Below are 26,610 nucleotides of genomic sequence, written 5' to 3'. Positions count from 1 at the left end.
TTCTTCATAGTTCTACTTTAATGTCGTATTCCTTCATCCATTCATTGATCTGAATCAAATAGTCGAATAGAGATTTAGCAGCATTGGCATCGATATCCGTCGCTTTTTCTTCTGCAATGCTGCGAATTTTATCCGTATCGATAAAGGCAAGGACAGGAGAATCAGGATCATCAAGGATTCTAAGCATCCAGTTTCTCACCCCTGCCAAATATTCTTCATCTTTCGTACTTGGGTAGGCACTCTTTTTGCGGTATCGTACATCCTCCGGCAAATAGTCGGCAAGGGCACGGCGCAGAATTCCTTTTTCTATTCCATCTACGTTCTTCATTTCAATCGGTACATTCCATAGGTACTCTACAAGTCGGTAGTCACAGAAAGGAACGCGTACCTCAAAGCCTGTCATCATACTGGAACGGTCTTTTCGATCCAGCATGAAAGGGAGAAAGCGTGTAATGAACATGTAAGACATACGTCTTTGTTTTGCCTGTGTCTCTGTTTCGCTATCAAGCGTCGGCACTTCTTCGAGTGCTTCCTGATAGCGTGCTTTTTGATAGGCGGGAATGTCTAATTTTTCTTTCATATCGTCGGAAAGGATGCCGGATATCCCCTGCATGTTCAATAACCAAGGGAACGTGTCTGCATCAAGAAATTCTTCTTTATGAAACCATGGATACCCACTGAACACCTCATCCGCAGATTCACCGGATAGAGCAACCGTTGCGTCTTTTTCCATTTCTTTAAAAAGGAGGTAAAGAGAGGTTTCAATTTCTCCGACACCCGGAAGATCTCTTGCTCTCATCGGAACTAATAAGTTGTTCACAAGAGACTCAGCGTCAAGGATGATCGATTCATGGTTTGTACCTGCATGTTCGGCTACTTTCTTGACCCATGGCTCGTCTTTGTCTACGCGCAGGAAATCCTGAGCAAAGCTGTCGTCGCTGTTTTCAAAATCCATAGAGTACGTATGAAGTGTGTTCCCGGTCTTCTCCAGCTGTTTAGATGCAATGGCTGTCAATCCGCTGGAATCCAGGCCGCCGGACAGCATAGAGACGACAGGTCGATCCGCATATAATTGGCGGTTTACCGTATCTTCCAAATACCACTTGATGTTCTCGACCGTTTCATCCAGGTCATCTTCGTGTGTTTTACTTTCCAACTTCCAGTATCGTTCCGTGTGACGCTCATCTTTCGTAAAAAGAACGTAGTGGCCGGCACGTACTTCTTCGATATCCTTGAAGACACCTTGTCCCGGCGTGCGGATCGGCCCGAGACCGAATACTTCAGATAAACCGTTCTTATCAATAACAGGTTCGATGGAAGGGTGAGCGAATAAAGTTTTCAATTCGGATCCGAAAATAATTTCTCCATCCCTGTTGGCGAAGTAAAGTGGTTTTACGCCAAGATGGTCGCGTCCCAACATCAGTTGGTCTTTGCGTTCATCCCAAATAGCGAAAGCGAAGATCCCGTTCAGATGATGGACACAGTTCTCTTCCCATTCCAGATAGGAATGGAGGAGGACTTCCGTATCGGAGGAGCTTTGGAAGGTGTGACCAAGCACTGTCAACTCTTCGCGAAGCTCTTGGAAATTATAGATTTCCCCGTTGTAGGAAAGGGCGACTTTATTTCCGTCTGCTTCGTAAATCATTGGCTGGAGGCCGCCTTCCGGATCAACGACAATCAGACGACGATGACCGAAAGCGGCTTGTCCATCAAGCCAAAAACCATCGGCATCCGGTCCTCTGTGAGTAATGGATTCTGTCATTTCTTTCAGTGTTTTCTCTTGATTCTCTAATAAACGGGTCCATGAGACCCATCCTGTAATTCCACACATGATGTAACCTTCTTTCATAGCTGGTTGATTTGCCGTAAAGAAACTTTTTCAACGGCATGCTTGAATAAATAGTTGTATGTTACAACTTTATATTTGTATGATACAACTATAAGATTTTAACCGTCAATGAGACATTTGGTTGAGTTTTTTGTTAAGAGAGGGAGAAAGTAAACAGGGATTTTCCTACATAAGGAAAATCCCTGTAACATTTATTAGATCCATTTTACGACATTATCGATTGGGCGGCGTGTTTTTTTCGGTTGTTCTTCGTTCCTGTAACCGAAAGCGCACATGACAGACAGTTCAAAGCTTCCATTATCCAGAAGTCCTTCTTCTTCAAGAAGATCGTGCATTGCTTTTATCGGAAACCCTTCAATTGGACAAGAATCAATTCCGATCTCAGCCGCTGCTGTCATCATATTTCCCAATGCAATATAGGTTTGTTTACCTGCCCAGTCAAGTAGGGCGCGATCTGTATCTAATTGGAAGTCCTGCTTCTGGAATTCTTCTATTCTGCCTATGAATTTTTGAGCATGTTCTTCCGGCATACCTTTTACTGTCTTTAACTGATCTTTCAAATAATCCGAGTCGAATCGTGTGTCCTTTCCCGTTCTGGAAAGATAAAGGACAAAGTGGCTTGCATCCGGCAGCTTTCCGTATGCGCCCCATGCAGTCTCCTTAATCTTCTGTCTAAGTTCTTCGCTTTCAACAACGACAAAACGCCAAGGTTCATACCCGAATGAACTTGGGGAAAGTCTGCCGATTTCTAAAAGAAATTGAAAGTCTTCATCGGAGATTTTTTTATCTGGATCGAAATTCTTTGTCGCATAGCGGAAGTGTGCTGCTTCTAACAGTTGTTGCTTCTTTTTTTCATGTACAGACATGGTAGTATCCCTCCTTGGAATTTGCATACGTAATATAACACAAATTCCTTATACCATTCCTCTTATATGCTTGGTTCCGGGTTTGACAGGTGAAGAAATGAAGCTTGTTAAAGAAGTTTTAAGGAGACGGCTGGTGAACCTGGTTATGGTTTTTGGATTGAATTTCCTGACCGCTTAAACTTTCTCCAAATACTGAAAGAAGCTTCCTTGTTAAAGGAAGCTTCTTTCTAATCAAAATAATTTAGTTGTCCAGTCTTCGCAGTTCCAAACATCCGTGACGATGTCCTGATAAAACTCAGGTTCGTGGGAGATGAGGAGTACGCTTCCTTTATAATCTTTTAATGCCCGTTTCAGTTCATTTTTAGCATCGGCATCCAAGTGGTTGGTCGGTTCGTCAAGTACAAGCAGGTTCGTTTCTTTGTTGATTAACTTGCAGAGTCGGACTTTGGCTTTCTCTCCACCGCTTAACACTTGAACTTTACTTTCGATATGTTTTCTGGTGAGTCCGCACCTTGCTAAAGCAGCTCTTACTTCATACTGAGTGAAGTGACGGAACTCCTCCCATATTTCTTCGATGCACGTTTGACTGCCAATGTCTTTCTGCTCTTGTTCAAAGTAACCGATATGAAGATGCTCGCCGAGTTCGACCGATCCGGAAACAGGACTGATCTCTCCGAGAATACTTTTCAGGAGGGTCGTTTTTCCAATTCCGTTAGCACCGGAAAGGGCAAGTTTCTGGCCTCGTTCCATAGATAAGTTGAGAGGCCGTGATAGAGGTTCGTCATAGCCGATGACGAGATCCTTTGTCTGGAATAGATACTTGCCGGGAGTGCGAGCCTGTTTGAAGTCAAATTTCGGCTTTGGTTTTTCGGCATCCAATTCAATGACATCCATTTTATCCAGTTTCTTTTGGCGGCTCATTGCCATCTTACTTGTTGCGGCATTTGCTTTATTACGTGCGACGAAGTCTTTTAAGTTAGCGATTTCCTTCTGCTGTTTCTTATAGGCGGAGGCAAGCTGCTGTTTCTTCATTTCATATACACGAACAAATTCATCATAATCACCAGGGTATCTGGAAAGTTCCTGGTTTTCCATATGATAAATGAGATTAACCACGCTGTTCAGGAATGGAATGTCATGAGAGATGAGAATGAATGCATTCTCATATTCAATCAGGTAATTCCTCAACCATTCGATGTGTTCCACATCCAAATAGTTGGTTGGCTCATCAAGAAGAAGGATATCCGGTTTCTCCAATAGAAGCTTTGCAAGTAACACTTTCGTTCTCTGGCCGCCGCTTAGATCGTGCACATCCCGGTCGAGACCTATTTCATCCAAACCGAGTCCATTAGCCACTTCTTCCACTTTTGCGTCAATCGTGTAGAAATCGTTATTTGTCAATGCGTCTTGTAATACACCTGTTTCTTCGAGAAGGTTCTCCAGTTCCTCAGGATCCACTTCTCCCATTTTTGCAAACAGGCTGTTCATTTCTTCTTCCATATCAAACAGGTATTGGAAGGCGGTCCGCAAGACATCGCGGATGGTCATTCCCTGTTCCAAGTCGGCGTGCTGATCTAAATAACCGATCCGGACCCGTTTTGCCCATGAAATGTGGCCGGCATCCGGCTCCAGTTTTCCGGTAATGATATTCATGAAGGTTGATTTACCTTCCCCGTTTGCACCGATCAACCCTATATGTTCGCCATTAAGCAGGCGGAAGGATACGTCTTCGAAGATTGCTCTGTCCCCGAACCCATGACTTAAATTCTTTACTGTGAGTAAACTCATCTGTTAACACCTTTTCTTTAGTTAAAATTCATTCTTTCTCATTATAAAGGGCGTCCGGATGGATTGAAAGGAGGGAATCCCTCTATTCGTACAAACCGAGTAAAATGGATTGCTGCCGGGAACGTTAAAAAGAAAAAGGAGAGATGGTGGAATGTATGATTGTATCGTAATAGGAGGCGGCATAGCCGGCCTCCAGTGCAGCATCATGTTGGGAAGGTACCGAAGAAAAGTTTTAATCATTGATGCTGGCGGTGGAAGATCTTCCTTATGCCGGCAATACAATAATATTCTCGGCTTCCCGGAGGGGATCAGTGGGGAGGAATTAAGAAAGGATGGGTGGTTACAGGCTGCACGTTACAGTGTAGAACGGAAGGAAACCATGGCCGTATCCTTAAGTCAGGAGTCAGGGAGTTTCGAAGTGGAGACGAGAGAAGGGGTACGATATAAGTCAAGAACTGTTTTGCTCGCCACGGGAGTGGAAGATAATTTACCCGATATAGCCGGTCTCTTTCCATGCCTCGGTCGTTCTATATATGTTTGTCCGGATTGTGACGGGTATGAAATCACTAACAAAAAGACGGTTGTCATCGGCTCAGGAGACGCAGGAGCCCGCATGGCCGAGACACTTATGTATTGGACGAAAGACTTAATAGTCATTGATCACTTATCAAAGGAAATATCACCGGTTTTTGAAGAATTATCGAGAATGGAAGCAATTCCTGTCATACAAGGGAAAGTAGACCAAATTGAGCAGAAGGATGGAATAATGGCAGGATTGAAATTGGATTCAGGGAGAGTATTGAGAGCGGAAAAAGCATTTCTTGCCCTGGGGGGAAGCCGCCCTGTGACGGCTCTTGCAGAAAAGCTGGGAGCCATTGTGAAAGGCAGCGGACCGGTAATGACGGATACAAGAACAACCGCTACTAATATTGAGGGTCTGTTTGCTGCAGGCGATGTATCTATTCATTCTCAGCTTGCGACGGTAGCCATGGGGGAAGGGGCCCAGGCGGCGATTTGGATTCAAAAGTGGCTTCGAAAAAGAGAGTGAAACGTTGAGCATTTACTTTGATTTTATAAAAAAATTCCGATAATCTAAATGTATCATCTCTTTTGCCTCTTTCTTTCCACAATTACTATATGACCTTTTAAGGAGCATCCAAAATTCCATGTTTTTTGACTCTTATGGACCAAATACCATCCTGTTATTAACCGCTCTTTTATTTTTCAGCGGTGTACTCGTCGCTAAATTCTCCAGTCGCTGGGGCATACCTGCTCTGATTCTTTTCATAATGGTGGGGATGCTGTTCGGAAGCGACGGGCTGGGGATTATATATTTCGATGATGCCAAAACCGCGCAGACCATCGGTGTTTTTGCACTTGTAATCATCCTCTTTGAAGGTGGTCTACATACAAAATGGGCGACGGTCCGTTCGGTTGCGCTGCCATCTTTGTCTCTCGCTACCATTGGTGTTCTGCTCACTTCCCTGATGGTGGGGATAGCTGTTTATTTCCTTGTCGATTTTACTCTGCTGGAAAGTCTTCTCTTCGGTGCCATCGTTGGTTCTACAGACGCTGCAGCCGTATTCGCCTCTTTAAAGGAAAGAAATATTAAAGCTAAAATGGGAGCAACATTGGAAGCTGAATCAGGAACAAACGATCCGATGGCCGTATTTCTGACCCTTTCCCTCATTCAACTGATCACCCAAGAAGGGACCTCCATTTGGATACTGATTCCGGAATTTTTCCTGCAGATGGGCATCGGCATTCTATTTGGTGTCGGTCTAGGAAAATTAGCATCTCTGTCCATCAACAAAATCAAACTGGATTCTAGTGCACTCTACCCGGTACTATCGGTTGCCTTTGCACTTGCGACCTACAGCGTGACGGCCTATATAGGAGGAAGTGGGTTCCTAGCTGTATATGTGGCAGCATTAGTGATTGGCAACAGTGAATTGACTTATCGTTATTCCATTTTCCAATTTAATGAAGGGTTTGCCTGGATGGCACAGATTCTCATGTTCGTAATCCTCGGGCTGCTCGTATTCCCGCAGGAGCTTTTCTCCTCCGGTATCATCCTTAACGGCTTGCTCATTTCCATCGTTCTTATCCTTATCGCAAGACCACTGGCGGTTTTTCTTTCCTTGATCAAAATGAATTATACGGTCAAAGAAAAGCTGTTCATCTCCTGGGCAGGGTTGCGGGGCGCTGTACCGGTTGTGCTTGCAACATTCCCAATTGTCGATGGTTTGGAAAACAGCCAGGGAATTTTCAATCTTGTATTTTTCGTCGTACTGACTTCTGCACTGGTTCAAGGATCAACCATCAATTATGTAGCCAATAAGATGCAGTTGGTCGGGCCGAAAAAGGATGTCCCGCACCATTCGATTGAGCTTATATCAATGGGGAAGGCGAAGGCGGAAATGATACAGTACCAGACGAATGCAGAGTCTGTCATTGTGGGACAGAAGCTGCGTGATGTCCAATTTCCAAATCGAGCTAATATAAGTGCGATCATACGCAACAATGAAATTATTACCCCGTATGGAGAAACGGAGATTCATGCTGGAGACTTCCTGTATATTCTCGTTGAAGAAAAGCATAAAGAAGAACTCAAGAAGACACTTGAGCAAAAACGTGCCAAACAATCTCAGGCCACATAACAAAAGGACCCTTTTGGGGTCCTTTTGTTATGTGGTTTTACTTTAAGTTCTTTTTGATGTATTTTATTGTTTTTCTGAGCTCGTTAGGATGGGGGCGACCAAATGGGCTTGTCTGTCTCTGCTGATATAGGACTTTTCCTTTCTCATCCAGTAGGAAATAAGCCGGTTCGCCGTGGGTACCATGATCTTCATAGGGAGCCTGCTCGTCATGGTAATGAACGCCGTAGGAGGATGCGAATTCCAGATCTTCGTCCACCAGAACGGGGAAAGTAAAGCCATGGTCTTCCACCATTTTCTCCAAATCTTCCACACGATCCTGTGTAATTGACACCACACGGACGTCATGCTTCTTAAAATAGTCCAGGCTGTCCTGGAATTCATCCAATTCGCTCATGCAGGCAGGGCACCAGGAACCACGGAAGAATGTAATCAGGTACCACTGATCCTGAGATTCCAGCGCCTCGGAGAGGCTGAAGCTGCCACCTGATATTTTCGGTAATTTGAAATCAGGCGCGTCCTGATTCAGTTTGAATGTTTGAGTCATTGAAATGACACTCCTTCCCTATTACGTACGACATCCTTTACCCTGTTTCTTTTATAGTTAACCTATGTAGTGTGGAAGCATGTCGAAGAGCGGAGCAGTAAAGACCGCTCCGCTTCATGGTTTACTTAACGTACGCTACTCCAACGATGATGAGAAGGATGAACAGCACGACAATCAATGCAAAGCCGCCGCCATAACCACCACAGCCGCCGCCATAACCTCCGCATCCGTATCCGCCGTAACCTCCCCAGCCGAATCCGCCATATCCGAAGCCCATGTAAAACACTCCTTCATTAATAGAATAGAGGCAATGAATACCAGCCTCACTACTCTTATACTATGTAGTCGCCTTCGATTCGGGTGTGTGCTCGTCTAGAAGTCTTCAAATAATTACAATAATTTTGGTATAATAGAAAAAAGAGGAATAGAAAGGGGCGTGGATGTTGGATATTAATCAAGCAAGAAGGGAATTGGCGGACTACAACAGGAAAGGGGTTCCTGTTTTATGGAGTGCACTCCTTTACTGGACGGCCCTGCTTCTTTTATCTTTCTTCATTACGGACGAAAAGCTGCTTGCCATCATTTATTTGTACGGCACCGGGTTATTGCTTCCGATCGGTGTCCTGTTTGCTAAATGGATGGGTATCGAGCTGTTTCGAAAATTAAATCCGCTTTCCGGACTTTCCGGTGTCCTGGCAGCTGTTCCTGCAATAATGGGACCTCTCACCGTGTACATATTTTTCTCAGATCCAGGGGCGCTTCCTTTTGCCATTGCTATTATCACAGGCGGCCATTTCTTTCCGTTTGCGTGGCTGTATGAATCAAAAGCTTATATTTTTCCCCCCGTCGCAATGATGATTTTCTGCTTATGCAGCATAATCGTTTACCCCGAGCTTCAATTTCTTCTTGTTCCAATCATTGTGATTGTATCTATCTCCGCTATCATTGTTGGAACAAAGATGGAGTCAAGAAACAAAAAGCTGGAAATGGACGGTTATTCTGCCGCTGATCCAAAAAAGGAGAGAAGGATATGACGTTAAAATATATTAAGGAGGAAAGCCGGACTCTGATCGGCTTCCATATTCTGTGTTCAGAAGCTGCTTATGGAAAGGAAATCGCTTCTGCCTCCCGTGTTCTTTCAAAGGAATTTCCAGCTTCCACATGTCAAATCGGAGCATTCATTCCTGGTCCGTGCGAAAAGGATGAGGATGGGTATTGGCTTGGGGTACCTCTAGAGGAGGCGGGAGAAAAAAGAGCTGGAATGTCGGTACTTACAATACCAGCCCAGACTTACGCCGTCATGACGCATACGGGCTCAGGTGTGGATATTCGACGTACATATGAAACTTTACATTCTATTATGGATGTAAACGGCTACGAAAGGATTTTTACTTCTTTTTGTATGGAAGTTTACCGGCGGTGGGGTAACCAAGAAGAGCTTGTTGTAGACCTGTATGAGCCCGTCGCGGCAAAGGGGGATATCTTACATGATTAAGTGGAAGGAAGAAAGGAAGGTACGTGAGAACATCGAGGACGTCTGGGTGTTGTTTTCCGATGAAAATATAAAGCGTATTATGCCTAAAGTGGTCGAACACCAGCTGATAAAAGGAACAGAAACAGAGGCAGGCGCAGTCCACCAACAGACATATAAAGAAGGAGATCGGTTGGAATCCTATGAAGTAAGGACGCTCGCATATGAGGACATTCCACAAAAGAAACATAAAAAAATTCAATTTGTAATCAGCGGTATGTTTGAAGTGACGGCTGATTTTCAACTAAGTGAATCCGAAGACGGGCTAACGATGTTTCAATATTCGGGCCGAAATAAGGGAATCACCGTTTTATCAAAACTGATGTTATTATTCGCCAATAGAAAAGGGAATGCACGTGTTGTTAGGGAATTCATGGATCGTGTGGAAAGAGAAGCGGAGATGAAACATTAAAGAAGCTGCCTCAATGAGGCAGCTTCTTTCGTGTTAAACGGTAACGGCTTTGCCATGGTATGCAGCGGTGAATAGATCTTTCATTTCTTCTTTGGATGTTTCACGCGGGTTGGTGCCCGTGCACGGATCCTCCACAGCATTTTCGGCCATTTTGTCCACGTGGTCATGGAACAATGCTTCTTCAATGCCGAAGTCCTTCAAGTTGTTCGGCACTTCCATTGCCTTATTTAAATCCCGGACCCACTCAATGAGAGAATCAACAAGCTCTTTATCGTTACTTCCGACAAGGCCGATTCGTCGAGCGAGTGCAGCGTATCGATCTTCTACTACGGAGCGGTTGAATTGGATGACATAGGGAAGGTAGATACCATTTGCACAACCATGCGGGATTCCGAATGTAGGTCCGCTTTTATGAGCCATACTGTGTACATTCCCCAGCACAGCATTAGCGAATGCCATACCAGCCATCGCTTGAGCGTAATGGACTTTCTCACGTGCTGCTTCCTCCCCGTTATAAGAAGCCAGCAGATTCTGATTTAATATGTCCAGTGCTTCGATGGACAGGGAATCGGTGAATGTAGTCCGTGGTTTAGCTACATAGGCTTCAATACTATGGGTCACTGCATCCATTCCACTGTATGCAATGACCTCTTTAGGCATGGATTCCACCATGACCGGATCGATAATCGCAAGGTCGGGAGTGAGCTCGAAGCTTGCGAGAGGATATTTGACGCCGGTTTCTGAATCGGTAATGACAGATAGGTTGGATATTTCAGAGGCCGTTCCGCTTGTCGTGGGAATGCCTATGAATTTGGTTTTATTCCTTAGCTCCGGAAGCTGAAAAGGTTCTACAGCTTCTTGGAAGGTCAAATCCGGATGTTCGTAAAAGAGCCAAAGGGCTTTTGCTGCATCCATCGGAGAACCGCCGCCTACTCCAATGATCCAATCAGGGGCAAAATCATTCACCTCGTCCAGATACTTATTTATTAAATCAGTCGAAGGTTCTTCTGTGACGCCTTCCAAAACTTTCGTTTCCAAACCAGCCTCCGATAAGTATCCTTCAATTTGATCCAGGTTTCCGTTCTTCTTGACGGAGCCTCCTCCGATTACGATCAATGCTTTCTTTCCTGCTACCGTATTCAGCACTTCCAATGCGTTCTCGCCAAAATATATGTCTCGGGGTATGGTAAATCGGTTCATTATACATCCTCCTATGCTGAGTTTCTTGCCTACCTTCCTGTGCATTGCCGATTGCTGATACATGTAAACATAGCAATATGGAAAAAAGGAACATTCAGACCATTTGTCTACCATGTACCTAGGTAATAAGGGGTGAAATGAAGCTTATTATATCGTGATTGCGAGTATTTAACTTCCAAAACACGGAAAGTATTCGTATAATGTTCATTATAATTAACAAGTGAGGTGATGGGATGCTGCAACTTGTGTTCATCCTTGTTGGAGTCCTTTTTGCTCTTCAAGTTTTTTTGCTTTGCTATTTATTGGTTATGAAAGCAAACAGATTGAGGATCCAGGAACACCGGAATGATCTTTATGCTTTTTACTATGGTAGTTTTCGATCCTTCCTTGCCGGTGAGGAGGAAGAGCCGGAGTACATCATGTCAAAAACAGACAAGGTTAACCTGATCGAACGAATGCTCAATGATATCGTCGATCGCAAGGACCCGGCTGTTTCAGAAGAGCGGGTGGAAGAATCTTCTCATAAACACCTTGCCCAGTCCTACCAGCTTTTACTAAAGAAGGGAAGCTGGTCTCAGCGCGTAAACACTCTGTTCTACATAGAAGACTTTCATATGACCCAATTAAAGGATGACGTATGGGAACATTTCCAATCGTTAAGAAAAATAGATGAAGAATATCGGCAGACCCTAAGGACGGCTGCTGCACTTGGGGATGAGAGAGTCATTCGAGTTATTCTTGAAACTCCACACATGACTCAGAGGCTTGCAAAGCAAATGCTCAGGCGTATGCCCGCTGATTTTCTTAGTACATTAATCTATTTGATAGAGGAAGGAGCGGATACAAAAAGAGATGTAATTATTGGAATCCTTACCTACTGCGGAGAAACAAAAAATCAGGAACATGTCGCTTTTATTAAGGGATGGCTTCAGGATGAGGATAAGGAAATACGTTTAAAAGCACTTCGCAGCTATGCTGATGCGGATGCGGACGTGGAAATGAGCGTAATCGCCTCTTTCTTCCAATCAAATTATTGGGAGGAACGAATGTTAGTGGCACGACTTGCAGGCATGCGTAGAGTAAAGGAGAGCAGAGAAGCGCTTCATGATCTGACCGGGGACAGAGAATGGTGGGTGCGGTACACCGCATGTCAAGCTATCCGGCAGCTGCCTGCCGGACAGGATATGTTGGCTCGTATAGCGGAGGAGCATCCCGATGGTTTTGCTCGTGATATGGCTCGTCAATTTATGAGCATGAAAGTGAGGGAAAGCGTATGATGCAGGAAATATTATCGGTTATCGTAGATGTAACTGCGGTGTTTGTCATTCTCTATATGGTAATCGTTGCCGTATTATATGGGGTATTATTTCTTCTCGCCGGGCCGAAAATTAAAAAGGAGAAAGAGCTGGACAGGGAAGAATTGATTGAAGACACGGCTGTTAATACAGATACGTTCCCTGTATCTGTTCTCGTGCCGGCTTATAATGAAGAAGTGGGTATTCTTAATACGGTGGAATCGATGCTTGCTTTACAATATCCTCAATATGAAGTCATCGTCATTGATGACGGATCCAAAGACCGGACGGCAGAGAAAATGATCCATACGTTCGAGATGGAGCCGTTTAATCTAGCTACACGACGGCACTTTCAAACGAAGGATGTGACCGCTGGGTATCAATCCACTCTTTATCCTCATGTCTATCTATTAAGAAAAGAAAATGGAGGAAAAGCCGATGCCTTGAATGCCGGCATTAATTTCTCCAAGTATCCCTATTTTGCAGCAATCGACGGTGACTCTTTATTAGACAGGGATGCCTTACTTAAGACGATGAAACCGATCATTGACTCAAACGGGGAGGTGACCGCTACTGGGGGGACCGTCCGGATCGCCAACGGATCCCTTATCGTGAAAAGTGTGGTGGAAAAGATCGGTCTTGCCAGAGAACCGATGGTGCGAATGCAGATCATTGAGTATTTTCGAGCATTCCTGATTGGGAGACTAGGCCTCAGCCGTTTAAATATCCTGCTGATTATATCCGGTGCTTTTGGTGTGTTTGAAAAGAAACGGGTGATTAAAGCCGGTGGTTACGATACGAATACAGTTGGAGAGGATATGGAATTGATCGTTCGTATGCACCGTACTATTAAGGAAGAGAACTCAAAGCAGCGAATTGAATACATTCAGGATCCTGTATGCTGGACAGAGGCTCCATCTACGATTTCCTCTCTTTGTGCGCAAAGAAAGCGCTGGCAGCGTGGGCTTGCAGAGACAATATGGAAGCATCGGGACATGCTTTTTAATCCTAAATACAAAGGAATTGGAATGTTTTCTCTTCCCTATTATCTCTTCGTCGAATTGTTGAGTGCGGTTTTCGAATTACTGGGGTATGCCATTATCGTAATCGGTTTGATTTTTTCCTTTATATCTATTGAAGTGAGTATTGCTATGGGGCTGTTAACCATATTCTATGGTTCCATGTTGTCCTCACTGGCGGTCCTTCTTGAAGAGTGGACCTATCACAAGTACCCTGATTTGAAAAGTGTCGTCGTGTTATTTCTTTACGCACTTACAGAGAGTTTCTGGTATCGGCCTATGCTTGTTTGGTGGCGCGTCGCAGGCCTTTATCAAGCAATCTGTAAGAAAAAAGGAAGTTGGGGAGATATGAATCGGAAAGGTTTATCTCAAACCAATGCAGAGTCTTAGTCCCAAGACGGTGCTTTCCTTGGGGCGCTGATAAAACAAAGAACCACAGTGGTTTACTGTGGTTCTTTGTTTTATTTCACATCTTTAAATAGCTGCTGGATGATCGGGTAGGAGTCCTTCAGCCGCTCTTCATATTGTGGAAGGTCCCAGTTGTCCCACGTGTAAAGAGCCGGCCCGTCAGGGAATTTCTCTACGTTTGAATTGTCATCTGTAATCGCGGCAGCAACTTCCACCCCGTCCACTTTGATGGAGGCGTCTATTCCGTTCTTATATATATCCCCCATAAACTCTTTCTGACTGGGGTCTTTTGCGTTAACGAGCATCCACGGTATACGGATTTCTATTCGTCCATCCTTTGTGAAAAAGTAGTCGGCGAGGGAATCGTAATCATCTGCATTTGGATTTCCGTTTCCAAAGCGGAAGACGCCCGTTTCGTAGGATTCAAATGGAATCTCTTCTCCAGTATCCGGACGGACAAGTCCTTTGTTCAAGGCGAGATGGATGGGGCGGAAAATCTTCTCTTTCCCCTCCAGTTCTTTCTCCGGTACCTTGACCATGTTCAAATCTTCGGTGTAGTGAAACAGGAATGGATCATAATCTCCGGCTGTTTCGAGGACTGCCTCATCCTTTCCACGAATCGTCAGGCGGAAGTCTGCTCTCATCGATGCGTCACCAAAGACATCGATGCCCTTTTCCGGCCTTATGCTGAAATAAAGGTTGATGTGATGATTGTCCCAAAACGTATCGGAAAGTGTCTCAAGCTCGGTTTTTATGTAGAGGTAACGTTCATCATGGTCTACCGCTAAGCTCTGCAGGCTGCCTTCATTTTTGGAAAGGAGCGTTTTCGATGCATCCCAATCGTTCTTTCCGTCGACTTTAATTTTGTGTCTGTCAAAACTTAGTAGTCCGAATTGTTGTTCGTTAGTCTGCGCGTTGGACCAATAGGGGCGTCTGTCCGGGTTATCATAATCCATAGTGTTCCACGTCCGTTTAAACCACTCATCCTGCCAAGTAAAGATAAGTCCTCCCATCATATTTTCTTCCAGGATATCTTCATAGAGCCGTTTGACAATCTGCCCTTGCTCTTTTTCGGAGTGAAAGCCCTGGTTCCAACCGAAAGGGTTACGATGGGTTAGACCCCGGGATGCAGGAACTCCGAATTCCGCAATCAGGACCGGCATATCATTCGCTTCGGATAAATCATGCAGGTAGCCTGCATAATTATTACGTTCACCTCTGTGATCCAAATACTTTGTGTACTTTTCTTCCAGGTTCATAAAGTCAGGGTAATAGGGGTAGACGTGATAGGAAGCGAACATTCCCGGTTTTGTACCGGCTCCTTTTCGGTGAAAGTGATTGGGATCTATAGACGCCAAATCTTCTTCTTCCAACGGCTCTGCCGGCTGATCTATGTGATCTGTGGTTACCCAGTTCGTAAAACTGATGGGACGCATGCTTTTGTAATTTTCGCTTTCATAGGCTGTGAGGGTTTCCAGTTGGACGGCAAGCCAGTGTTCCATCGGACTCGCGCCTTCAGTGAAAACATACTCTCCGTCGAAGTCACCAAGATCAGGATACGCGCGATCCATAGAATCCACCATTTTAGGGTGCCATTCAATTCCGATAATCCAACCGATCACATATGGGGAAACATCGATGTCATAAACCCCGGATGCATGTCCAGGAGAAGGTTTTACTTCCGCTTGACCGTGAATGGCATCGGCTATTTTCTTCATTTCGTTCTGAAAGGAATCTGTTATTTCTTTATGAAAAGCATCCTCTGTTTCCTCTAGCGGAGTTTCATCGACCCATACGCCGTGCAGGACATAGAGCGGCTGTTCTGCCTGAGCATTATAGGCGGCCAGTGCTTTGTAAAAGCCCGGGGGATGAAGGGTATAAATCCGTATGGCGTTCGCGTTCATGTCCCCAATCTGCTGGAACCAACGCAGGTATTCATCCTCGTCAATGGCTGCTTCACCAGGAAAGTGCCCAGGCTTGCCCATACCAATGTTCACCCCTTTAATGGTAATAGGCACCCACTTTTCATCCTTATATACGTGCATTCGGTTATCTTCTATTTTGGATGGATAAGACAAGTCGTCGACAGAGGCCAGTTCCACTTTCTTCATCTCCTCATTCAAAGATTTGTTCGATGGAAGCTTACTTTCCGGCTCGGTTGAGAGATTCTGCCAAAAAAGAACGCCCCCTGTCACGATCATTACAGCCAAAAAAAAGAATATAAGTAAGTTTTTCAAAAAAACAGCTCCTTAGAGGAAAAAATTTCTACTTTTATATGTTCATTATAATAGCTCGTGATAAAATTGGGTAGATGGATGGATGATTTTAAGTGTTCACGTAGTAGGGATAGATGGATGACAGGAGAGATTACAGGGATGGTGTATATATTGAAAGAATTAGTGGCTAATTTAGCAATTATGATAGCCGGGTTCTATCTGGCAGGAAAAATTATTAAAGAACCGATCGGCAGGCAATCAGGCAGATGGGATCGATGTCTTATGAGTGTGTTAGCAGCGGGTATAGGCTTGGTTCTCATGTTCTTCTCTATAGAAGTTGGAGACAATATCATGATCGACCTCAGGCATATTCCGATCATTATTCTTGCTTACTATGCAGGGTTTGTCCCGACGATGGTATCTGCCGCGCTGATCGGCATATCCCGGCTTTTATTCGGTTTTGATGAGACGTCGCTTTTCGCTTTAATGACTACTCTTATCTTCGGTTTGATCGTAGGAGTTGCCAGCAGATTTATTTCCTTAGGGACAACCAAAAAGATATCCGTCCTGAACATCATCAGTCTGCTGATCATCAGTACACATTTGTATGTAGTTATGGGAGGAGATAGGGAATATTGGGAAGTGTTGATATATTATTGGTTTATTGCTGTTCCAGCCGGCGTTTTTGCAGCAGTTTTCTTTCAGGACATCCAATATTCCAAGCGCATGTTTCAGCAGTTGAAAAACGATTCAAAGACGGACTTCTTAACCGGTTTAAGCAACGTACGTCACTTTCACTTTACCCTGAACGATTTATTTAAGAAGAGCGGTAATCAAGTGAAAGGTGTATCTTTACTGCTCATGGATCTTGACCATTTTAAACGCGTTAATGATACATACGGACATGACGCCGGGGATGCCGTCCTTAAACAACTGGGTGGGCTTCTGCAGGCAAATGCCAGACCGACAGACCAGATAGCAAGAAACGGGGGGGAGGAGTTTTCCGTGCTGCTTCCCGACTGTTCTAGGAAAGATTCCTTGGAAATTGCAGAAAGAATCCGGGCCGCGGTGGAAAGGCACCGTTTCGTGCTGCCGGAGGGAGATGAAATCAAACTTTCGATTTCAATAGGGGTCAGCCAATTAGAAAAAGAAATGAAGAAGCCGGATGATTTATACAAGAACGCGGATAAAGCTTTATATAAGGCAAAAACCACTGGCAGGAACCGGGTCGTTTACTGAATAAAAAAAGGAGCCTCTATGGCTCCTTTTTTGTATGGATTTTATTTGAGTTTTTTAGAAGACTTTATCTCCGTTAAAGATCGAGTTCTTCACAATGACATAGTCGACGTGGCGGATAGCGTTTAAGTCCGTGCCTCCTGCGTAACTGACAGCTGATTGGAGATCCTGCTCCATTTCGTCAAGTGTATCCTGTAGGTTTCCTTTGTGCTCTACATGCATTTTCTTGCCTTCTACGTTCTTTTTCTCCCCTTTTTGGAACTCAGACGCAGATCCAAAGTATTCTTTATACAGTTTTCCATCTACTTCGATGGTATCTCCTGGAGATTCTTCGTGCCCGGCAAATAAGGAACCGATCATGACCATAGAGGCTCCAAAACGAACAGATTTTGCAATGTCTCCGTGGGTTCGGATTCCTCCGTCAGCGATAATCGGCTTCTTAGCAGCTTTGGCGCACCAACGAAGAGCTGCAAGCTGCCACCCTCCGGTACCAAAACCGGTCTTTAATTTCGTAATGCATACTTTCCCCGGGCCGATCCCTACTTTAGTTGCATCCGCTCCGGCATTTTCCAGTTCCCTGACTGCTTCTGGAGTACCGACATTACCTGCAATAACGAAAGTCGACGGTAAATGTTCCTTTATGTGTTGAATCATTTCAATAACAGCTGTTGAGTGTCCGTGTGCAATATCAATGGTAATAAATTCTGGAACAAGACCTTTATTTGCAAGGCCTGTAATAAATTCATATTCTTCATCCTTCACCCCGACACTTATGGAAGCGATTAAATTTTTCTGCTTCATCGTGTGGATGAATGCTTCCCGTGTTTCCGGCTGGAACCGGTGCATTACATAGAAATATCCGTTTTCCGCGAGGGTCGCAGCGATGGATTCATCGATGATCGTCTGCATGTTTGCAGGTACTACAGGAAGTTTAAATGTGTAAGACCCTAAAGTAACGGAGGTATTACATTCTGAGCGGCTGTTCACTATACACTTAGCAGGAATTAATTGAATATCTTCGTAATCAAATACATTTTCCATTAAAAACACTCCTAAAACCGAATGTTATTCGATTTAATATCTTTTATCGTTCGTACATATTGTAATTTACAGCATTTTCTTTTGAAAGTCAAAATAAAAAACCTCCAAGGAATGGGAGGTTTTTTATGATTTCATTCGCTTCATGAAGTTTTCCAGATGATCTCTCGATTTCAAATTCTTGTTGCACGTTTGACTGTCTACGCAAATATAGTTACCCCGACTCACCATTTCACCATTTGTTTGTCGTGATACGACGGATGTAAGAAGTCCCACATTTCCCTGTTCATGACAAATGGAACAGATTCCATGCTTAGCGGATGATGAGAAATGTCCGGATAAACCAACCAGTCTGTCATCGATTGTAGTAACAATAAATTTCTTTGCTTTTCCATAATCATTCCATCCTATATACGACAGTTCCGTCCACTCCAGCTTATTAAGGTCTGGAATAGTCAATTTCTTTGTTTTAGGAAAAAGCAGCTGGATGGTTTCCTCTGTGATATCTGCAAGTGGATTAACATATTGCTTGATACGAGAAAAATAAAGGATGGCATCCGTTTCATCCTGCACATTTTTTATTTGATCTATAATTTGCTTTTGAGGCAGTGTGAGGCTTTGAAAAGCTTCAAGAACTTTTTCATGGGTCATCTCTTTCAAAGCATTGGTGACGGCAGCATCGTTCGAGATGAGGTTGTTTTTATATAAATGATGTGCACAAGACTGAATGAAATGGTATTGGTCGGGACGAATGAATTTTTTCATGAATCCTGCCTCCGTTCATTGTGGTGACTCTTATTATTTCAGGTCAGGGACTTTCTATCAACTTATTCACCTTCTTAAAAAGAATAGTTTGTTTTATGTATGCAGAACAGGAAATTGAAACAAGCTAGGAAGAAAAACTGATGAAAGGGGAAGAACTATGATTTTTCGAAATTTCCGCAAGTTTAAAGAGGTGTGGTTTCTCCTGTTTCTGCTTTCTTTTACGATCTTACATAATATAGCAGATCGAATCTTTAAAGAGGACTGGAATTCTACTGCTTATCTGTTTACCTTTTTCCTGTCCTATGCTCTTTTTTTATGGATGAGGAATTCTGTTCATTGGTTGAGGCTCCCGCTCCCGATATCAGCATGGATCGGTTTATATGCAGCGGGGATGTTTCTGCTGGGAGTGGTTTTTATCTCTGTTTAAGATGGAAATTCCATTATAGAGGGAGGGAGAAGGCCGCGGCTTTCTTCCTTTTGTACGGTGAATGAGTGGGTATTGGAGGGAGTGTTTATGGTCCTTGTTGATTTCCTTTTGCGTGGTTTTATTATGTTTGCCCTATTGTATATACTGGCAAGAATTTTAAGTAAAAAGCTTATATCCCAACTGACCTTATTCGATTTTATTGCGGGTATTACGTTAGGATCTATGACTTCCAACACATTTCTTACCCCGGATCTCCCTTTATGGCACGGGATTGCTGCTCTCGTTTTGTTTTCCGCTCTGGTAATGATTATGGATATATGGACAATCAAGTCGTTCCGTGTAAGAAAATGGTTGAACAGTGAACCGACGCTGCTGATCGACAACGGAAAAATTTTAGAGGAGGGGATGGCGAAAGTGCGTTTCACGGTGGATGAATTGATTGGGGAGTTGAGGAAAAGTGGCGTATTTCACTTCCGTGATGTTCAAGTCGCAGTCCTGGAAACGGATGGAACCGTGAGCGTATTAAGAAAATCACAGTATACGCCATTGACTCAAGGGGATATTGGAATGAAGGGAAACGAACAATCTTTTCCGCAGGTAGTTATTATACAAGGGAATCTTCTGCCTAACAGTTTAGCTGCTACCGGTTACAGTGAGGAATGGATAGAGGATAAGATAGCAGAGAGGGGAATATCGGACTGGGCAGAAATCGTCACGGCACAGCTGGATACAGAAGGGAATCTTTATATAGATCGGAGCGAAGACAGCCTTGGTTTGACACGAAAAGACATGTAGAAATCAGTCTGTTATACCGATTTTTCTTTAGTACGGCGCTTTTGTGTGGCTTGCTTCTTAGATAAGTATAAGGCTTCCTCTAATAGATTAATCTGCGAATTGAGTATCGACAGGTGAGAGGAATCCTGTGTTTTTTGTTTCAGGCATCGCAAGGAATGCTTATCTCTTTCCAGCAGCAATATTTCTGTATTATCTAATGTTAGTTGATCCTCCATTCGGCAGAACTCCCGTCTCATTCATATCTGAAGATATCAATTCCCACGATTTCATAGAACTAAACGTAATAATTGCAGAGTCAAGTTTTAATATGCGGAAATTTCGATGTTTTTCGTTTTTTTTGTCATTCTATCACCTAAAAATGTTTAATGATGTAATAATAAGGAAATAGGGACTTTGGTGGGGAAAGTGGATGCATCTTTTGTCCCTTACATACATAATGACTGCTGCTCTTTCACCAAATTTGATAGGGGAGTGTTTGGATGGCGAAAAAATGGGTAAGTCTGTCGTTGATTTTGGTGGTTTTGTTCGTATTACCGATGCAGATATCCGCAGAGGAGATGGAAGCAGAGGAGATTCTGAAGAAATCCAATAAGGCTATGATGGAACTTGATAGTTACAAAATCCATACCGTATCGGAAATGACGGATGGTTCAAGCGAAGAAGCCGTTAAGACAGAAATGTCGGCGGATGTTCAAAACAATCCGTTAGTCATGCATATTCAGACTATGCTTGATGGGGAGACGATCGAATCCTATCTATCGGAAGAGGGTTATTTTACAGAAATTCCTGGAGAAGGATGGGTTAAAGTAACGGATGGTACCATGATCAAGAATGCGATGATGGCACAAGCGCAGGTGGATCAGGCGGCCGGCCTTGCTAAAGACATGAGTGTGGAAGAGTCGGATGATGGCTATGTTTTAACTTATGAAGGAGATGGACAAGAACTTTTGGAAATGTCCATGAAGATGATGGAGTCCAATATGTCTTCCGGAGAAGACAGCGGGGAAATGCAGAAAATGATGGAACAACTGCAGGATCAGATGACAATCAATGATGTGTCCTATAAAATAACTGTAGATAAAGAAAACCATTATTTAACCAGTGTGGATATGATGATCGATATGAGCCTTTCCATGGAAGGCCAAACGATGAATATTTCCCAGTCATCTAAAACAACGGTCAGCGAGTTTAACAATGTCGGGACCGTAGAAATACCACAGGAAGTAATAAACGGAGCGGAGCCTTTGGAGGCAGCGGGCGGGGAAATGCCGGATACGGCTACATCCGAACCAGCGTTTACGCTTCTTGGAGCTATTCTTGCTTTAACTGCAGGCGGTGTGTTGGTGTTTAGAAGAAAACAGAACGCTTAATATGGAAGGGGAGACCGGTTTGTCGGTTTCCCCTCTATACATAATGGAAGGAGATCGACTTTTGAATAAGATACTTGCTGCTGTAATGGCTGCCGGAATTGTCATAGCATTCTTTTTCGGCTTCCAGTGGTGGAGCTCGATCCAGGCGGTGGAAGAAGTACCACTGGAGGAAATTGAGCAATGGGATCAGGTCAAAGATGCTCCATCTATGGAAAAACAAACAATCGAGAGGAAAGAAAAACCTCCTGTTTATACGGAAGATCTGGAGACGTTTAAGCAAGGGGATGAAGTGGGGAGAGTGATCATTCCCAAGCTGGAGAAAGGGTTCAAAGTTTATTGGGGAGCCGATGAAGAATCCTTGAAAAGAGGGGTAGGAATGTATGTTAGTCAATGGACAACGACTCCTAAAGAACAACGCCATACGGTTTTGAGCGGCCATAGAGAGACTGTTTTTACGGGGCTTGGTGAAGTGGAGGAAGGAGACAGTATATTTGTGGAATTCCAAAACAAGCGATACGAATACAGCGTGGCCAAGACTTGGGTCACCGATGCAAAAGATCGCACTGTCATTGTTGATAAGGATGAACCTGTCCTGACGCTTACTACTTGTTATCCCTTTGAATTCGTTGGAGACGCCCCGGACAGGTATATTATTGAGGCGACTCTCGAAAGTGTGAATAAAATAGAATAATGGTTTTTTATGGGGGAGAAGAATAGATGCCCGTTCTTATACATCATCAGTACATCCACGCACCTGTGGAGATTTGCTTTAATATGGCCAGGAATGTAGATGTACATACAGAAACAACGAAGAAGAGCCGGGAGAGTGCAATCAGTGGAGTGACCAGCGGCATTATGGGGCTTGGAGATCAGGTAACGTGGAGAGCCAAGCACCTTGGTGTTTGGCAGTCATTGACCGCTCAGATTACTGAATTGAACGAGCCGTGGAATTTCACGGACCAAATGCTGGAAGGCGCATTTCATTCTTTTACACATACACACCGATTCCAGAATACACAAAGCGGCGGTACAATCATGACGGATGTATTTGAATATGAAGCGCCGTTCGGATGGATAGGTAAGCTTGCCGATGTGCTTTTTTTGAAAAGGTATATGCGACGGTTATTGATGGAAAGAGCAGAGGCTCTCGCGGAGATTGCTTTGAGAAGACAATTGGAATGATGAGTGAGTAATGAAAAACCCGGCAGTTATGCCGGGTTTTTTTAGACCACTGAAGGGACCCAACCATTTCAGAATCGTTCGCGATCCTGTGGTGAAAAGCTGATCGGAAGGATTCTTGCTTGTGAATCCGTTTCCTGTTGTGCTTTTTCCCTTCAAGCGTGTAATGACTCTTTCCACTTCCTGTTCGGCTTCATCAGGGCTCTGCCTATACCCATACACGGGAGATGTTCCCTTTATCCGCCAATGATTCGTTCCTTGGGAAACGAACTCGCAATGGTTGAGCCTCTTCAATGGTCTTAGTGAGTATATACCCTGAAGCAATGTGACATAAACCTCTCCCCACCCTGTTTTTTAAAAAAATAAAAAAATATTGCAGCATTTATTTTGTATTTTTATGGAATGGCGTACCTTGCCGTCCTAGGCGCAGGTTTTTATTGGGAAAAAGGAATTTGGATACTGCCGGCTCTTTCTTATGCACCCTTATCGAAGTTTGGATTGGCTGGGGGCAGGTTTACCGCGTGCTGAAGTTTCAATATTTAAAGTACATGAAATTGTGATTTCACCCCAAACTAACGAAAAAGAAGGAGAAAATCATGACTTTATTTAGACTGGGATACGTAGCAATGAGCCTGGAGCTTGAAAATGCTTCACCGTCACAGACGTTAACCTTCAAGCGATTTTCTGGGATGAAAGACCGGGAAGCAGCGTTAAGAAAGCTTGAAAGCATCGCTGTATCTAACATTCATAATTGTCTGCGTATCTTAAAACATAACCTCGTGGAACAAATTGAATTTTTCCGGTTCAGTTCACGACTTGTTCCCCTTGCTACTCATAAAGAACTGACCGACTGGGATTATATCTCCTCTATTAAGAAAGAGCTTAACATGCTTGGAGACTATGCCATTTCACATGCGATGCGCGTAGACTTTCATCCAGATCATTTCGTCGTTCTTAACTCTCCGAGTGAGGATGTCTTTCGTAATTCCATGGAAGTATTAAAGCACCATTACCTGCTGCTTCACTACATGGGGATCGATCCTATGCACCGCTGTGTACTTCATCTGGGAGGAAAGTATGGGGATAAAGAAAAGTCTCTGGAAAGGTTCCTTGACCAATGGGCGCATGTACCGAGCGGACTGCAGAAGCTTGTGATGATTGAGAACGATGATACTTCCTTCACTCTTTCCGATTGTTTGTATATATGCGAAAAGCTGGGTATCCCTCAAGTGTTTGACCTTCACCATCATTTGGCTAATAACGATGGGGAAGATTGGACGTCACACTGGTCGAGGGTGATCGACACGTGGCGGGGATCCCAGCTTCCAGTTAAAATGCATATATCCAGTCCGAAAAGTGAAAAAGCTTTTAACAGCCATGCTGATTTCATTGATAGGGACATGTTCTTAAATTTTATAAAAAATGTAGATGGGTCGACTTCGATGATAGACTGTATGATTGAGGCGAAACAAAAGGATCAGGCGCTGAAAAAGCTGATGAGGGAATTACAGACTCATCCCAATATCCTTATTGAAACACCTTCCACTTTTCGTTGGAAAGGAACAGGTGTTTAGCTTCAAATCTTAGGTTCATAGGGAGGGAGGTTGTTATGAAGCGGCTTATCCTTCCTGTAACCAAGGACGTATTCCGCCTGCATGATCGTATGGATTTCCCTCGTTCCCTCATAAATGACAGGGGCCTTCGAATTCCTTAAATACCGCTCTACTGGATATTCACCGGAGTAGCCGTACGCTCCGTGGATTTGAACGGCATCGTCGGCAGCAGCATTTGCGAAGTCACAGGCCTGCCATTTGGCGAGGGAGGTTTCCCTGGTATTTCGAACACCTTTGTTTTTTAGTTCTCCTGCCTTATAGACGAGTAATCGGCTCATCTGAAGACCTGCTTCCATCCTGGCGATCATTTGCTGAACGAGCTGGTGTCTTCCTATTTCTTTACCAAACGTCTTTCTGTCCTTGCAGTATTGAACACTTGCTTCGAGGCATGCCATGATTTGCCCGCAAGCTCCGGCTGCCACAGTGAATCTGCCGTTATCAAGGGAAGCCATGGCTATTTTGAAACCATCTCCCTCTTTACCTAGCAGGTTCTCTTTTGGAACTCGGACGCCATCAAAAAACAACTCGCCTGTATTTCCAGCCCGTATCCCCAGTTTTCCTTTAATCGCTTTGGAAGAGAAACCTTCCCACGTCCTCTCCACAATAAACGCAGATATCCCATGATGTTTTTTGCTTTTATCTGTGTAGGCGAAAACAAGAAAGTGATCAGCCGTATCACATAGGGATATCCACGTCTTCTGACCGTTTAAAATATAGTGATCCCCATTCTTATGCGCGGTCGTTTGAAGGGCAGCCACGTCCGATCCTGCTCCCGGTTCCGTCAAGCCGAATGCCCCTATTTTCTCGCCTTTCGCCTGTGGGATGAGGTATTTCTTTTTCTGTATGTCATTCCCCCATTGGAGCAGCGACATGCTGTTGAGTCCGGTATGTACGGAAACAGCTGTTCTAAATGCCGTGTCTCCACGTTCGAGTTCTTCGCAGACGATGGCCAGCGCATTATAATCCATGCCGCTCCCGCCGTACTCTTCCGGGATGCATACCCCCATTAAACCTAAATCCGCAAGTTTTTTATAGATACCGGCATCTATAAATCCTCTCGCATCCCATTCCTGAATGTAAGGCATAACTTCCTTATCTACAAAATCCCTTACTGTTTTTTTCAGCATTACCTGTTCATCACTATAGTCGAAATTCATTAGTAAGCCTCCTTATATGATGCGCTTTTTTTTCCATTCATCGATAATTTCTCTGCTGTAACCAAGCATGTTTAAAATTTCTATTGTATGTTCCCCGGGTTCTGGCGGGGCATGGTTGACACGGAAGGATGATCCGGATAACTTCAGCGGGCTTCCGACCATCCGAATGGGGCCTGCCGCCGGATGGTTCGCAGTCACGAACATATCCCTTGCCATCAGCTGTTCATCCTGCACAACGTCGGTAAGCGTATGAACAGGTCCTATTGGTATTTGAGAATCCCGGCATATTTTCAACCAATAGGCTGTTTTTTTCTCCTCCATAGTTTTTTGCAGAATAGCGGTCAACTCTTCCCTGTTCTTAACCCGGACAGCATTCGTGCAGAAACGGGGATCTTCGGAGAGTTCCGGCTTTTGGACAGCATTGCAAAAATGATAAAACTGCCTGTCATTACCGACTGCAACTATAACCTCCCCGTCTTTTGTTTTGAACATCTGGTAGGGGGCTATGTTTGCATGATGATTTCCCATGCGGGTCGGTTCTTCTCCTGTCATCAGAAAATTGCTTCCGATATTCACTAAAGCACTGACCGCTGAGTCGAGCAGGGATAAGTCTATTTTCTGCCCTTTATTGGTGTGTTGCCTCTCGAGCAGCGCTGCCTGAATTCCAATAGCTGCGTACAGACCTGTGAGAATATCGGAAATTGCAACACCTGTTTTTTGAGGGCCGGACTGAGGCGTACCTGTAACGGCCATCAATCCGCTCATGGCTTGGATGATAAAGTCATATCCTGGTAAATGGCTGTAGGGACCGGTTTCTCCAAAACCTGTAATGGAACAATAGATGAGAGCGGGATGAAGCTCGCTCATACTCTCATAGTCCAGTCCGAATTTTTCCATCGAACCGGTTTTGAAATTGTGGAGAAGAACATCACTCCGGCTCGCCAGCTCCCGTATGATTGCTTGTCCTTCGGCTGTTTTCAAGTCAACAGTTAAGCTTTTTTTGTTCCTGTTTGCACAGAGATAATAAGCGCTGACCCCCTGTTGGAACGGCGGTCCCCAAGTCCTCGTGTCATCACTTCCACCGGGCGCTTCCACTTTGATTACTTCCGCCCCTAGATCTCCTAGGATCATAGAGCAGTAGGGACCGGCAAGGACTCTCGATAAATCCAACACACGTATGCCGCTTAGTGCGGTTGTCATACCACCACATCCTATCTGGATTGGGATTATATGGGCGTACCC

At 44.2% G+C, this 26,610-nt stretch carries 24 protein-coding genes and 1 pseudogene; 13 read left to right on the top strand and 12 right to left on the bottom strand.

Annotated elements, in window-relative coordinates:
• Positions 1-4 precede the first annotated feature (4 nt).
• From asnB to M662_RS11125, 3 genes are all read right to left on the bottom strand, one after another.
• Positions 5-1,831 carry an asparagine synthase (glutamine-hydrolyzing) gene (gene asnB / locus M662_RS11135; protein ID WP_026577275.1) on the bottom strand — a complete coding sequence of 609 codons (1,827 nt, stop codon included), beginning with the start codon at positions 1,829-1,831 and terminating at the stop codon, positions 5-7.
• Positions 1,832-2,043: 212 nt separating this feature from the next.
• On the bottom strand, positions 2,044-2,715 hold the full coding sequence (locus tag M662_RS11130; protein WP_026577276.1) for an NAD(P)H-dependent oxidoreductase: 672 nt from the start codon (positions 2,713-2,715) through the stop codon (positions 2,044-2,046).
• A 231-nt stretch (positions 2,716-2,946) separates the two neighbouring features.
• A complete protein-coding gene (locus M662_RS11125) occupies positions 2,947-4,503 on the bottom strand; it encodes an ABC-F family ATP-binding cassette domain-containing protein (protein ID WP_026577277.1) in 1,557 nt (518 codons plus the stop codon).
• A 151-nt stretch (positions 4,504-4,654) separates the two neighbouring features.
• Between M662_RS11125 and M662_RS11120 the strand changes: the two genes are divergently transcribed.
• Positions 4,655-5,551, top strand: a complete 897-nt coding sequence (locus tag M662_RS11120; RefSeq protein WP_008639838.1) for an NAD(P)/FAD-dependent oxidoreductase — start codon at positions 4,655-4,657, stop codon at positions 5,549-5,551.
• Between the two features lie 118 nt (positions 5,552-5,669).
• Positions 5,670-7,163, top strand: a complete 1,494-nt coding sequence (locus M662_RS11115; RefSeq protein ID WP_026577278.1) for a potassium/proton antiporter — start codon at positions 5,670-5,672, stop codon at positions 7,161-7,163.
• 37 nt (positions 7,164-7,200) lie between these two features.
• On the opposite strand, the gene M662_RS11110 is transcribed toward M662_RS11115, so the two are convergent.
• Both M662_RS11110 and M662_RS19565 read right to left on the bottom strand, forming a co-directional pair.
• Complete coding sequence (locus M662_RS11110; protein ID WP_008639674.1) at positions 7,201-7,707, bottom strand: peroxiredoxin family protein; 507 nt, start codon at positions 7,705-7,707, stop codon at positions 7,201-7,203.
• 121 nt (positions 7,708-7,828) lie between these two features.
• A pseudogene (locus M662_RS19565) lies at positions 7,829-7,909 on the bottom strand (YjcZ family sporulation protein); the annotation flags it as partial.
• Between the two features lie 238 nt (positions 7,910-8,147).
• Here M662_RS19565 and M662_RS11100 point away from each other — a divergent pair.
• The 3 genes from M662_RS11100 to M662_RS11090 are packed head-to-tail and all read left to right on the top strand — an operon-like array spanning position 8,148 to position 9,650.
• Positions 8,148-8,741, top strand: a complete 594-nt coding sequence (locus M662_RS11100) for a DUF7010 family protein (protein ID WP_008639678.1) — start codon at positions 8,148-8,150, stop codon at positions 8,739-8,741.
• On the top strand, positions 8,738-9,202 hold the full coding sequence (locus tag M662_RS11095) for an effector binding domain-containing protein (protein ID WP_008639680.1): 465 nt from the start codon (positions 8,738-8,740) through the stop codon (positions 9,200-9,202). The genes M662_RS11100 and M662_RS11095 overlap by 4 nt, the downstream gene beginning before the upstream one ends.
• Entirely contained in the window at positions 9,195-9,650 is a 456-nt protein-coding gene (locus M662_RS11090; RefSeq protein WP_026577279.1) for an SRPBCC family protein, read from the top strand. The genes M662_RS11095 and M662_RS11090 overlap by 8 nt, the downstream gene beginning before the upstream one ends.
• 33 nt (positions 9,651-9,683) lie before the next feature.
• Here M662_RS11090 and M662_RS11085 read toward each other — a convergent pair whose 3' ends face one another.
• Positions 9,684-10,850 carry an iron-containing alcohol dehydrogenase gene (locus M662_RS11085; protein ID WP_008639683.1) on the bottom strand — a complete coding sequence of 389 codons (1,167 nt, stop codon included), beginning with the start codon at positions 10,848-10,850 and terminating at the stop codon, positions 9,684-9,686.
• Positions 10,851-11,083: 233 nt separating this feature from the next.
• Between M662_RS11085 and M662_RS11080 the strand changes: the two genes are divergently transcribed.
• Both M662_RS11080 and M662_RS11075 read left to right on the top strand, forming a co-directional pair.
• Positions 11,084-12,127: a HEAT domain-containing protein gene (locus M662_RS11080; protein WP_008639685.1), complete on the top strand. Its 1,044-nt coding sequence runs from the start codon at positions 11,084-11,086 to the stop codon at positions 12,125-12,127.
• Positions 12,124-13,554: a glycosyltransferase family 2 protein gene (locus M662_RS11075; RefSeq protein WP_026577280.1), complete on the top strand. Its 1,431-nt coding sequence runs from the start codon at positions 12,124-12,126 to the stop codon at positions 13,552-13,554. The genes M662_RS11080 and M662_RS11075 overlap by 4 nt, the downstream gene beginning before the upstream one ends.
• A gap of 71 nt (positions 13,555-13,625) precedes the next feature.
• On the opposite strand, the gene M662_RS11070 is transcribed toward M662_RS11075, so the two are convergent.
• Complete coding sequence (locus M662_RS11070) at positions 13,626-15,809, bottom strand: hypothetical protein (RefSeq protein WP_236096514.1); 2,184 nt, start codon at positions 15,807-15,809, stop codon at positions 13,626-13,628.
• A 117-nt stretch (positions 15,810-15,926) separates the two neighbouring features.
• Here M662_RS11070 and M662_RS11065 point away from each other — a divergent pair, with 117 nt between their 5' ends.
• Positions 15,927-17,027 (top strand): GGDEF domain-containing protein, encoded by a 1,101-nt coding sequence (locus M662_RS11065; RefSeq protein ID WP_162129292.1) that lies wholly within the window; start codon positions 15,927-15,929, stop codon positions 17,025-17,027.
• Between the two features lie 54 nt (positions 17,028-17,081).
• Here the strand turns inward: M662_RS11065 and guaC are convergent, their stop codons facing one another.
• Positions 17,082-18,065 (bottom strand): GMP reductase, encoded by a 984-nt coding sequence (guaC, locus tag M662_RS11060; RefSeq protein WP_026577282.1) that lies wholly within the window; start codon positions 18,063-18,065, stop codon positions 17,082-17,084.
• Positions 18,066-18,188: 123 nt separating this feature from the next.
• Positions 18,189-18,827, bottom strand: a complete 639-nt coding sequence (locus M662_RS11055) for a FusB/FusC family EF-G-binding protein (RefSeq protein WP_026577283.1) — start codon at positions 18,825-18,827, stop codon at positions 18,189-18,191.
• 514 nt (positions 18,828-19,341) lie between these two features.
• Between M662_RS11055 and M662_RS11050 the strand changes: the two genes are divergently transcribed.
• On the top strand, positions 19,342-20,049 hold the full coding sequence (locus tag M662_RS11050) for a DUF421 domain-containing protein (protein ID WP_008639699.1): 708 nt from the start codon (positions 19,342-19,344) through the stop codon (positions 20,047-20,049).
• Positions 20,050-20,060: 11 nt separating this feature from the next.
• On the opposite strand, the gene M662_RS11045 is transcribed toward M662_RS11050, so the two are convergent.
• Complete coding sequence (locus M662_RS11045) at positions 20,061-20,264, bottom strand: hypothetical protein (protein ID WP_008639707.1); 204 nt, start codon at positions 20,262-20,264, stop codon at positions 20,061-20,063.
• A 264-nt stretch (positions 20,265-20,528) separates the two neighbouring features.
• Between M662_RS11045 and M662_RS11040 the strand changes: the two genes are divergently transcribed.
• From M662_RS11040 to uvsE, 4 genes are all read left to right on the top strand, one after another.
• The gene (locus M662_RS11040) at positions 20,529-21,419 is read left to right on the top strand and encodes an LPXTG cell wall anchor domain-containing protein (protein ID WP_008639726.1); all 891 of its coding nucleotides are present in this window, start codon (positions 20,529-20,531) and stop codon (positions 21,417-21,419) included.
• 61 nt (positions 21,420-21,480) lie between these two features.
• Positions 21,481-22,110: a class D sortase gene (locus M662_RS11035; protein ID WP_026577284.1), complete on the top strand. Its 630-nt coding sequence runs from the start codon at positions 21,481-21,483 to the stop codon at positions 22,108-22,110.
• A 26-nt stretch (positions 22,111-22,136) separates the two neighbouring features.
• The gene (locus tag M662_RS11030; protein ID WP_026577285.1) at positions 22,137-22,601 is read left to right on the top strand and encodes an SRPBCC family protein; all 465 of its coding nucleotides are present in this window, start codon (positions 22,137-22,139) and stop codon (positions 22,599-22,601) included.
• Between the two features lie 593 nt (positions 22,602-23,194).
• A complete protein-coding gene (gene uvsE, locus M662_RS11025; RefSeq protein WP_026577286.1) occupies positions 23,195-24,172 on the top strand; it encodes a UV DNA damage repair endonuclease UvsE in 978 nt (325 codons plus the stop codon).
• A gap of 2 nt (positions 24,173-24,174) precedes the next feature.
• Here uvsE and M662_RS11020 read toward each other — a convergent pair whose 3' ends face one another.
• Both M662_RS11020 and M662_RS11015 read right to left on the bottom strand, forming a co-directional pair.
• Positions 24,175-25,368 carry an acyl-CoA dehydrogenase family protein gene (locus tag M662_RS11020; protein ID WP_026577287.1) on the bottom strand — a complete coding sequence of 398 codons (1,194 nt, stop codon included), beginning with the start codon at positions 25,366-25,368 and terminating at the stop codon, positions 24,175-24,177.
• A 12-nt stretch (positions 25,369-25,380) separates the two neighbouring features.
• Entirely contained in the window at positions 25,381-26,568 is a 1,188-nt protein-coding gene (locus tag M662_RS11015) for a CaiB/BaiF CoA transferase family protein (protein ID WP_008639735.1), read from the bottom strand.
• Positions 26,569-26,610: the final 42 nt, after the last annotated feature.

This window comes from Bacillus sp. SB49 (genome assembly GCF_000469135.2).
Classification (GTDB): domain Bacteria; phylum Bacillota; class Bacilli; order Bacillales; family Halobacillaceae; genus Halobacillus.
The sequence above is the reverse complement of the archived record's forward strand: the minus strand, read 5'-3'. Positions and strand labels throughout refer to the sequence as shown.